This window comes from Arthrobacter sp. AK01, from assembly GCF_021109375.1.
GTDB lineage: Bacteria > Actinomycetota > Actinomycetes > Actinomycetales > Micrococcaceae > Arthrobacter.
Genome location: NZ_JAJOHP010000022.1, coordinates 61819 through 72273 on the forward strand (window position 1 = coordinate 61819; position 10455 = coordinate 72273).

Consider the following 10455-nt stretch of genomic DNA (forward strand, 5'->3'; position numbering starts at 1 on the left):
TCCGTGCCCTTCGACCCTAGTGGGGCGGCCAGGTGGACGGCAGGCTGGTCCCATGAATACACAATCGCGCTCTGATCGGATCGTTGTCGGCGTCGATGGATCCGAATATTCCTCCAACACCTTGCAGATGGCCGGTCGCATGGCAGCTGCGTTGGGAGGCCCCCTGGAGGTGATCACCTGTATTGGAATGTCCGACTACTTCATGGCTTCCCGCTTCGAGCCCGAACTGACACGGTTCACCACGGAATTGGAAGACACCGCCAAGCGGCTGGTCGATGAGGCCGTGGAACGAGCCTTCGGTGCGGACCGCCCCAAGGATCTAACGGTGACGGTCAAGTTCGGCGAACCAGCCAAGGTCCTCGTCGAAGAAAGCCACGGGGCACAACTACTCGTGGTGGGGAGGCGGGGCTCCGGCGGTTTCCTCAATCAGCCCATTGGATCCGTCAGCCGGGCCTGCTCGGCCCATGCGCAGTGCCCCGTCCTGGTGGTCAGTCAGGATAAAAAGGGCTAGCACTACCTCTGTGCTTGGACAGCGGTGATGGCCACGGTATTGATGATGTCTTCTATCGTTGATCCCCTGGACAGGTCGTTGATGGGTTTCCGGAGCCCCTGAAGGATGGGCCCGACGGCAACAGCACCAGAAGACTGCTCCACGGCCTTATAGGTGTTGTTGCCTGTGTTCAGGTCAGGGAAGATGAACACTGTCGCCCTTCCCGCGACGGCTGAGGACGGCAACTTTGAACTCGCGATGGCCGCATCCACCGCGGCGTCGTACTGGATGGGCCCATCCACCGCAAGGTCCGGCCGGGCAGCCGCCACCATTTCCGTGGCACGCCTGACCTTGTCCACCGCCGACCCGGCGCCGGATACGCCAGTGGAATACGACAACATAGCCACCCTGGGCTCGACGCCGAACTGCCCCGCCGTCGTCGCCGATGCCAGCGCGATGTCTGCCAGTTGCCGGTCCGTGGGATCGGGCACCACGGCGCAATCCCCGTACACCAGCACGCGGTCCGGAAACAGCATGAAGAACACCGAGGACACCAGCCCGTTGCCCTGCTGGCTCTTCATGAACTCCAACGCCGGCCGGATGGTGTTGGCTGTGGTGTGCGCCGCTCCGGAGACCATCCCATCGGCCTCTCCCAGGTGGACCATCATGGTGCCAAAGTAGGCGCCATCGAGCATGACCTCCCTGGCCCGTTCCAGGATCACGCCCTTGTGGGCGCGCAACCGCTGATATTCCAACGCGAATCGATCACGTAATGGCGAGTGGGCGGGGTCGATGATCGTGATGCCGGCTACTTCGATACCTTCGGCATGGGCAAGCTCCCGGACCGCCGACGGGTTCCCAAGAAGCGTCACGCGGCACACATCCCTGCGACGCAGAATCTCCGCCGCACGCAATACCCGGCTATCCGTTCCCTCAGCCAGAACGATGCGCTTCTTCTGCTGGCGGGCGCGTTCAACGAGGTCATTGAGGAAGCGCAATGGCGTCATGGTTGCCGGACGCGGCAGCGCCAGACGTTCCAGCAACTCTGTTTCGTCGATCGAGCGGGCCCACACTCCCAACGCTGCAGCGAGCCGGCGGCTTTCCCCGGAGTGGATCTCGCTGCGGACGCGCGAGACCCGTCGAGCCGTAGTGTAGGTATCCGCAGTTTCAGCGAAGACAGGGAATGGCGCATGTGCCACCAAAGGCAAAACGTAGCTGGCAGGGACAAGGCCATCGGTCAGGATGACTCCGGACGGCGTGGGCAGCTCCGGTGACAAGGCCGAGGCCATGCAGGCCAGGACAATATCAGTGCGATCCCCGGGAACAATCACCAGGTTCCCTGGCTCCAGTACCCGCAGGAAGTTCTCCGCGTTCATAGCGGCCACCTGCACGCTGCCCACGTCCCGGTCCAGCTCTGCACTGCCCGAGAGCCGTTCAAGAGACAACGACATCGCCACATCGGCCACGGTGGGCGCCGATATCTCAGGAACCTCGGGAATCACATAGCTTGGCAGGCTTCCCGTAGCTGCCCTAACAGCTCCCCGGACTGTGTCGATGCCCGCTGGCCGGGCGCGGTTGACCACGACGGACAACACCGTGCATCTGGCTGCCTCGAGCTGCCGTGATGCCTCGGCCACAGCCTGGGTGGTCTCCCGCGGGGTCAGGCCCTGGGCCCCGATGACAGCAAGAACCGGCAAACCGAGATTGGTGGCCAGTTGGGCGTTCAGGTCGAACTCCCTCCCGGCGTCCGCGCCCCTCAGGTCCGAACCGTCCACCACAACCACGTCACATTCCTCCGCGATGCGTCCATACTCCTCGAGTGCCCGGGAAGAAACCTCGTCCTTGCGGCCTGCCGCCAGTGCTTCCCGGGCGTCCGCCAACGTCATTCCGCCCCTGCAGCGGACTGACTCCATTTTGTACCGCCTGCGAAGCATCCTGAGGAGCGGGTCGTTGACCGGATCTGTTCCGTTCACGATTGGCCGGTAGAAACCCAGACGGCCTGTTCTGCGGTGCAACGCGTCAGCCAAGCCCAGGACCACGAGTGACTTCCCGGCTTCCGGTGCAACGGACAGAACATAAACGCCTTGGACCATGGTGTATCCCTCCGGGCCGGTCATCCGATGCTTCACAGGTTCCACCCCGCAGGCCGTCCACACCAGAGGCAAAGGTCACGATGGCTGTTTCGCCCTCGGGACTTTGGACTCTGTTGGGGGCGGGGAGCCAGCCATAGGCTCGGGAGCATCGAAGCCAACGGTGACGTGGCGATTCGCCAGCAGCCACCCCCACCCAGGAGACAAAGACCCATGGAAACCGACGAACGCCCCGGAACCGTCCTATCCGAAGCCGACTCATGGAAGGTCCTGGAACGCAACCAGCATGGTCGCTTGGCAGTGAGCGTCCTGGGCGAGCCGGACATCTACCCCCTGAATTTCATCGCCCACCAGCAGCGGCTGCTGCTGAGGACGAACCCGGGGACAAAGCTCGCTGAGCTGACCGTCAATGAGAAGGTCGCCTTCGAAGTGGAGGAGATTGTCGACGCCGAAGCCTGGAGTGTTGTCCTTAAGGGGACTGCCAGGGTGATCGAGTCGCAATCGGAGATCGACGAGGCCGACAAACTGCCGCTGAAGCCGTGGATTCCGACGCGCAAATACACCTACGTGGAGATCACTCCCACCCGGGTCCATGGCCGCCACTTTGAACTCGGTGATGAGCCGGAGCGGTATTGACCCCACGGCCCTCCGCAACCTGCACTGACGCGACAGACCGTCCGGGACCCAAGGCCCTGAGGGCATTGAGAATGGTGGCAAGATCCACCAGCTCCTGCAGCAGCGCCCCGGCGACGGCCGGAATCATGCCAAGGGAGGCCATCACCATCAGGCCCAGGCTCAGCAGTATCCCAGTCCAAATGCTGGTCCGCGCGATTCGAAGGGTACGCTGGCCGATGCCAACCGCGACCGCGGCCTTGGACAGGTCATCGACCATAATCACCACGTCCGCCGACTCGCTGGCCGCAGTGGCACCTTTGGCACCCATGGCGATGCCGACGTCGGCCGCTGCCAGTACTGGAGCGTCGTTGACGCCGTCGCCAACCATCATCACGGGCCTGAGCGGAAGGGCCGCGACGGCAGTAACTTTGTCAGCAGGCAGGCATTCGGCCATGACGTTGCTGATGCCCGCCTCCGCAGCGATATGTTGGGCTGTCGTTGCAGTGTCTCCGGTCAGGAGCATCGTCTCAGCGACCCCGAGCCTCCGAAGTTCAGTCAGGGTGTCCTTCGCATTTGGGCGTAATGGATCGCTCATGATCAGAGTGCCGGCAAAACCACCATCCACGCCGACGTAAATCCCGAGATGGCCTCCGGGCAGTGCCGTCTTGACGAAGCCGCTCACCAGGGAACCGACGTAGGCAGGTTTTCCGACGACTACGTGGTGGTCTCCGCAGTCGGCCGTGACCCCGTTGGTTGCATGTTCACTCGCGCTCGTTGCCGGTACAAGCGCCAGGCCGCGCGCCCGGGCGGCTGCCATGACTGAAGCCGCCAGGACGTGGGTGGAATACTGCTCAGCGGAGGCGGCCAACTGCAGCAGGGCGTCTTGGGACAATTTCGAGGCCGGGGCTACCCGGATTCCGGCCAGGGAAGGATTGCCTTGGGTGAGGGTCCCGGTCTTGTCGAAGACGGCGGTCTTGACTCTGCTGAGTTGCTCCAGCGTCCCGGCGTTTTTGATGATGATGCCGGCATGTGCGGCCCTGCTGGTCCCCGCAAGGAACGCGACAGGTGCAGCAATCAGCAATGGGCACGGGGTGGCTACCACCAAGACCTCAGCGAACCGTCCCGGATCCTGGCTGAAAAACCAGGCAGCGCCGGCCAGCACCAAGGCGACCAGAGTGAAAGGCACAGCATATTTGTCCGCAAGCCGTACCGTCGGCGCACGGCTTGCAGCGGCTTGCTGAACCAAGGCGACTATTTGGCTGTACTGGGAATCCCCGGCGGTGGCCGTAGCCTTCATACGCACGGCATCGGCCCCGTTGATCGAGCCACTGAGCAGCAGTTCGCCCTTGGTTCGCTCAGCAGGCAGGCTTTCGCCCGTCAACGCTGACTCGTCAAAGATTCCGACGTCGGACAGCAAGCTACCGTCCACCGGAACCAACTCTGACGGCCTGACCAGCAGCACGTCCCCCGGGATCACGGCATCGACCAGGATATCTTCCACGGGCAGGCCGGGACGTTCCCGGTGCGCGTTCCGTGGGGACCGATCCAGGAGTGCACGGAGCTCCTTGGTTGCGCGGCCCTGGGCAAATTGTTCCAGCGCTTCCCCGCCTGTCAGCATCAGCACCACGATCAGGGATGCCAGGTATTCCCCCACCGCAACAGTTGAACAAATGGCCATCACGGCCAGGAGGTCGATGCCCCAGCGTCCGTGCAGGAGCCCTTTAATCATGGTGCCGGCCCGGTAGAGGGCAACACCAAGGGCAAATATGCTCGCCAGCCCTTGGGCTGCCGGTATGAGTCCGATGGCAGCCAGGACCGCGACGGCGGCGAGCACCACGACTGTCGCTGTCACTAACGGAAAGCGCAAGGCCGAGTGCAGCAGACGTTGTGTCATGTCCGCTGGTCAGTCATGAGGGTTTCGGCTGAGAACCACCTTCAGGGCCCCTGTTTCCGCCGCCCGCGAGAACGTGTCATAGGCATCCATGATCTGCTCCAACCCGAAATGATGCGTAGCGAACTTATCCGCAGGGAGCTTGTGTTGGGCCACCAGGCGAAGCAGCATCGGGGTGGTGTCGGTGTTGACCAGTCCCATGCTGATGTTGATGTTCTGGATCCACAGGTCCTGGAGGGGCAGTTGGACGGTTTTCCGTGGACCCCGATGTTGGCTACGTGCCCGCCGGGGCGGACCAAGCGCAGGGCCATGTCAAAAGTCTCCGGTAATCCGACCGCTTCCATGGCCACGTCCACCCCGGCGCCATCAGTGAGGGCGAGAACGTCCGCAATCCATTCGGGGTTGCCGGGATTGACCGTGTGGGTGGCTCCGAAGTCGCGGGACTTGGTGAGCCGGCCCTCGTCTGGATCTATGGCCACCACCGTTGCCGCACCGTGGAGTCCGGCTGTTGCCATGGCCGCCAGTCCAATGGGTCCTGCCCCCACGATGGCCACGACGTCTCCCGGAGCCACGTGTCCGGCCTGGACTCCGATTTCGAAGGCCGTGGGCAGTATGTCGGAGAGCATGACGGCTTCGTCGTCGGTCACGCCGTGGGGCAGTTTGTGCAGGGAGTTCTCGGCATAGGGAACCCGAACGGATTCAGCCTGGGTTCCGTCGATGAGGTGGCCGAAGATCCAGCCGGTTCCAGCCTGTCCTTCATCACCCAGACAATGGGAAAACAGTCCCTTCCTGCAGTTGCCGCAGTGCCCGCAGGACTTGATACAGGAGATGATCACCCGGTCCCCCCGGCGGAGTGAACTCACTGAACTCCCAACATCGGATACGGTCCCTACCCCTTCGTGCCCGAGGATGCGCCCTGGCTGGACCGCTGGGACATCTCCTTTGAGGATGTGCAGATCAGTACCGCAAATGGTGGTGGTGTCGATGCGAACGATTGCGTCGGTGGGGTGCAGGATGACCGGATCCGGAACGTCTGTCCAGGACTTTTCGCCGGGGCCACCGTAGACGAGTGCCTTCATTGTGTTGCTCCGTCCTTGTTATGCCTGGCTGAAACACCGGGCGCGTGCGCTGGTGCGTGCGCTAGTGGAAGTCGTCCAGACGGGCGTCGTTCAAGGGAGTCCCCCAGAGATCTGGGCGTTTGGTCTTGAACCGCCGCCCAGTGACCACCTCCGGAGTCAGCCTCAGGTAGCAGTCCTTGATGCCTGGTTGCCAGGGATCCAGGCCCAGGGCGTCGACGTCGGCTCTTTCCTGCCGGTCGAGTATCAGGTGCGTCTGCCCTCGGACAACGACGCTCCATGCCTTTCCGCTGAAGGTCCGGTAGCCGTCACTTTCCAGAGCGCAAGGGGTTGTCAGTGTGCTCCAAAACTTGGTGCCCGCCCCGGTTCGGAACACGATGCTGTCGCCATCAAGCACATAGTTCACGGGAAAGATATCGGGATGTCCGTCTACCAGGACGGCCAAGCGGCCTACGTTCGTTTGCGCCAGCAAGTCCCAGCATTCGTCCGGTTCCAGACGTTCGACGCCGGCACTTGGCTTTGTTTTCATTCCAAACCCGCCCTGGTGGCGTCGTCGAGCGGACTCCACCACGTCAGCGGTGGGGTCACGTTGAAGCGGCGCCCTGTCAACGAGGTGGGAACGATCCGGACAAAATGATCCTTCCGCCCGGCCTGCCACGGGAAGAGCAGCAGACCGACGGTGTCCAGTACTTCCTGGGTCAGCTTGATGCTCTCTGCTTTTCCCTTGACCACCACACTCCACGCGACTCCCGACTGTGGGTCTACTCCGTCAGCTTCCAGCGCTACCGGTGTGGCGCTGAGGGCTGCGTGGAGCTTACTCCCCTCACCGGTGCGGAAGACCAGCGTGCCGTGGTCTGCTTTGTAATTGATGGGAAAGATGTCTGGATGGTCCTGCGCCCAGACTGCGAGGCGGCCCACCGAGACACCGCGCAGCAGTTCCCAACACTGCTTGTTGTCCAGGATCTCAGCTTCCGGAACCGTGGGTTTGTTCGTCATGGTTAGACCGTAGGTCCGGCTGCGCGGGGACAACAGGGCACAAAGGCCCACATGCACAATGTCCATGGTTGCCGCGCGGGCGCCAGAGTAGTCTGGCAACAGGGCGCCGTTCGGTCCCCTCACAGGATTTCCAGCATTCTTTGAAAGGAAGCGGTGAACGACTCAGAAGCACCCGAGCCCCAGCCCAACGTTGTGCCGCGGATTCGGATTGAGGACCTCCTGAAGGACTTTGTTGGCCGCGCCGGAGAGCTTCTCCAGGCACAGGAAAGAACACGGGGCTTGCTCGAGGCGGTTGTGGCCGTGGCAGAAGACCTAAGCCTCGAAGCGGTGCTGGACCGCGTGGTGACCTCGGCATGTCGGCTGCTTCAGGCGCGTTATGGCGCCTTGGGTGTCATCGGGGAGGACAACGCTCTCAGTCATTTCATTACGGTAGGTATAGACGGCGAGCTCGCCCGACGCATCGGCCCACTCCCTACTGGACACGGTGTCCTCGGACTGCTCATCACGGAGCCGACACCGCTACGCCTCCATGACCTCGGCCACCATCCGAAAGCCTACGGATTCCCGCAGCACCACCCTCCCATGAAGTCGTTCCTCGGAGTCCCGGTGCGGGTACGGGATGTGGTATTCGGGAACCTCTACCTGACCGAAAAAGAAGGCGGCGGAGAATTTACGCCAGAGGATGAGGACCTTGCCGTGGCGTTGGCCGCGGCGGCCGGCGTGGCAATCGAGAACGCCCGGCTGTATGAAGATGCCCGCCGCCGCGCCTCTTGGCTTGAAGCCTGCATGGACGTTACGGGAACAATGCTCGGCGCAGACCAACTGGGGCAGGCCGAGAACTCGGCATTGGACCTGATCGCGGCGAGGGCCCTCCGGGAATCGGGTTCCCATCTGGCGTTGATCCTTGTTCCGTCTCCTCATGAGCCCTATGTAGTGGCGGGCACCGCTGGAGCCCGTGGTGCTGAATTCGCCGGCGCGTCGTTGGCGATGAAAGCCACTGAAGTGCAGGGCGTCGCAAGCACCGGAAAGCCCGCTTGCCTTGATGATTCCCAGGATCTCCTCGGTCTTGCCAGCGAGGGGGTGTCGGCCCGGCTGCTGATCATCGACCTCAGCGCCCAAGGAGCCCATCACGGTCTCTTGGTCCTTGCCCGCGATCCCGGTACAGGCAATTTTTCAAAGACCGATGTGGAGATGGGGGCGGTCTTCGGTTCGCACGTGGCCCTCGCGCTGGCGCTGGAGCGGATTCACCGGCTCCGGGAACAAGTGATGGTGTTCTCCGACAGGGACAGGATCGCACGGGATCTCCATGACCTGGTCATACAACGGCTGTTTGCAGCTGGGCTGAGCCTCCAAAGCCTCCGGCGTTTCACGACCGGCGAGGCTGCCTTGAGCAGGATCGACTCTGTGACCGAAGAGCTGGACACAAGTATCCGAGATCTGCGCAACACCATCTATTCGCTGCAGGCCAGCACCCGTGAGCGGGAGCCGTTGAGCGGCCGCATCCTCCAGTCAATCCAGGCCGGTGCCAAGTCCCTGCCGTACGCGCCACATCTGACGCTGGCTGGCGCCGTTGACTTGGTGGACGATGAAGCCATCATCAAACACCTTCTGGCTGTCGTATCTGAAGGCCTCAGCAATGCCGTGCGCCACTCAGGGGCTCAATCCATCAGTGTTTCAGTTTCAGTGGCCGAAGGTTGGCTAACCTTGGAAGTGGTGGACGACGGATGCGGATTTGTCGATCCTGCCCCGGGAAACGGCCTGGCCAACATTGCTCTGCGCGCAAAGGAGATGAACGGGACCAGTACCATCGCCAGTGCGCCTGGAAACGGGACAGCAATGACATGGTCTGTCCCGCTGAGCTGATCCTTCAGCGCAGGGAACCGGCATCCTCTTCGGGTGCTTGAGCCATGAACACCGCCGCCTGGGTTCTGCGCTCAAACCCGAGTTTGGCCAGCAAGGATGAGACGTAGTTCTTAACCGTTTTCTCTGCCAGAAGCATTTCCTCGCCGATCTGGCGATTGGTCATGCCTTGACCAACATAGTCAAGGACGCGGCGCTCTTGCGGCGTGAGGGAAGCTGTCCTGGGATCCTGCTTCTTCGGCGCAGTGAGGCCTTGGACGATTCTCGTCTTGACGGCTTCGTCGAACAACGACTCACCGTGTGCGGCTTTCCTTAAGGCGCCCAGCAGGTCCGTGCCCCCGATTTCCTTCAGGATGTAACCTGCAGCCCCGGCAAGAACAGCGGCGCGGAGGGCCTGCTCGTCGTCGTAGCTTGTCAAGATCAGGCAATTCAAGCCAGGGTCGACGGAGCGAACGTCCCGGCACACCTCGATTCCGGTGCCGTCGGGCAACCGTGCGTCCAGAACAGCGACATCGGGACGCAACGCGGGAATCCGGCGCGTCGCTTCTTCCGCTGAACCAGACATGCCGACCACAACGAAACCTTCGCCTTCCAAAAGTTCCTGGAGGCCTCTGCGAACCAACTCATGGTCATCGAGGATGAAGACGCGGATTGGTTCTCCGGGGGAAACGCCGGTGGTTTGGCCGGCTGTTTCTGGGCGATCCATGATTCTCCTGTCCGGCGGCCGATGGCCGCAATATCGAGAGCTTTTTGTTGGCGGCTCTGCCAAATTCTTGCCGACTGCCTGCCCTGCCCACAAGGGCCCAAGGACCCTGCCGGCGCGTGTGACTTTTGGCCCTGTTGGGAACGTGCCTTTGTACCGACGCTGGAAGAACGGGAGACCCGAAACCGCTCGCAGAAGGTGGGCGGCCCCGGCATCGAACAAAATGAAGGAGTATCGATCCCCATGAAGAAATGGACGCGTTGGCAGGACTATACCGTGATCGCTGCCGGCGCATATGCAGCCCTGTCAGTTCTGTGGACCACGCAAACCGGGTCGTCGACGGCGATCATGGTCACGTTGGGCCTCTTGCTGGTCATTGGAGGCGTGGTGAACCTGGCGATGCCCGGCATGCCCGTCGCTGAGTGGGCCCAGGCAATAGTGGCAGTAGCCCTCCTCCTGGCTCCTTGGGTGGGTGGCTTCACCTCCGCAACCGGCGCAGCCTGGAGTGCCTGGATCCCAGGTGCGGTGGCTTTGGTGGTGACCGCTCTGGCGATCAGGCCAAGCACTGAGGAATACAGGCACCACCACGTGGCGTCCACGCCATAATCACCACACCACTGATTGGCGGCGGGGCCGCCCCCCCCGCCCCCCGCGGTAGTGCCCATGGCCGCCCCCAACCGGCCCCCCGCCGGTTAGCCCCCGGGGCGCGCCGCCCCCCACAACAACTGGGCGCT

9 protein-coding genes and 1 pseudogene are annotated in these 10455 nt (G+C 62.6%); 4 read left to right on the forward strand and 6 right to left on the reverse strand.

The features are described from left to right. Window positions 1–52 precede the first annotated feature (52 nt). The gene (locus tag LN996_RS09895; protein WP_231340218.1) at window positions 53–511 is read left to right on the forward strand and encodes a universal stress protein; all 459 of its coding nucleotides are present in this window, start codon (window positions 53–55) and stop codon (window positions 509–511) included. A gap of 2 nt (window positions 512–513) precedes the next feature. Here the strand turns inward: LN996_RS09895 and pta are convergent, their stop codons facing one another. Further along, window positions 514–2583 (reverse strand): phosphate acetyltransferase, encoded by a 2070-nt coding sequence (gene pta / locus LN996_RS09900; protein ID WP_231340229.1) that lies wholly within the window; start codon window positions 2581–2583, stop codon window positions 514–516. Between the two features lie 210 nt (window positions 2584–2793). Between pta and LN996_RS09905 the strand changes: the two genes are divergently transcribed. Further along, window positions 2794–3216: a pyridoxamine 5'-phosphate oxidase family protein gene (locus LN996_RS09905; RefSeq protein WP_231340219.1), complete on the forward strand. Its 423-nt coding sequence runs from the start codon at window positions 2794–2796 to the stop codon at window positions 3214–3216. On the opposite strand, the gene LN996_RS09910 is transcribed toward LN996_RS09905, so the two are convergent. From LN996_RS09910 to LN996_RS09925, 4 genes and pseudogenes are all read right to left on the reverse strand, one after another. Beyond that, window positions 3155–5089 (reverse strand): heavy metal translocating P-type ATPase, encoded by a 1935-nt coding sequence (locus LN996_RS09910; protein WP_231340220.1) that lies wholly within the window; start codon window positions 5087–5089, stop codon window positions 3155–3157. The two genes, LN996_RS09905 and LN996_RS09910, sit on opposite strands and share 62 nt — an antisense overlap. Before the next feature lie 9 nt (window positions 5090–5098). Then, a pseudogene (locus LN996_RS09915) lies at window positions 5099–6165 on the reverse strand (zinc-dependent alcohol dehydrogenase family protein). Window positions 6166–6226: 61 nt separating this feature from the next. After that, entirely contained in the window at window positions 6227–6691 is a 465-nt protein-coding gene (locus tag LN996_RS09920) for a pyridoxamine 5'-phosphate oxidase family protein (RefSeq protein ID WP_231340221.1), read from the reverse strand. Beyond that, window positions 6688–7158, reverse strand: coding sequence for a pyridoxamine 5'-phosphate oxidase family protein (locus tag LN996_RS09925; protein ID WP_231340222.1), 471 nt, complete (start codon window positions 7156–7158; stop codon window positions 6688–6690). The genes LN996_RS09920 and LN996_RS09925 overlap by 4 nt, the downstream gene beginning before the upstream one ends. Before the next feature lie 153 nt (window positions 7159–7311). On the opposite strand from LN996_RS09925, the gene LN996_RS09930 reads away from it, so the two are divergent. Then, the gene (locus tag LN996_RS09930) at window positions 7312–9021 is read left to right on the forward strand and encodes a GAF domain-containing sensor histidine kinase (RefSeq protein WP_231340223.1); all 1710 of its coding nucleotides are present in this window, start codon (window positions 7312–7314) and stop codon (window positions 9019–9021) included. Window positions 9022–9025: 4 nt separating this feature from the next. On the opposite strand, the gene LN996_RS09935 is transcribed toward LN996_RS09930, so the two are convergent. Then, entirely contained in the window at window positions 9026–9724 is a 699-nt protein-coding gene (locus LN996_RS09935; protein ID WP_231340224.1) for a response regulator transcription factor, read from the reverse strand. Window positions 9725–9964: 240 nt separating this feature from the next. Here LN996_RS09935 and LN996_RS09940 point away from each other — a divergent pair, with 240 nt between their 5' ends. Continuing rightward, window positions 9965–10327 (forward strand): SPW repeat protein, encoded by a 363-nt coding sequence (locus LN996_RS09940; protein WP_231340225.1) that lies wholly within the window; start codon window positions 9965–9967, stop codon window positions 10325–10327. Window positions 10328–10455 lie beyond the last annotated feature (128 nt).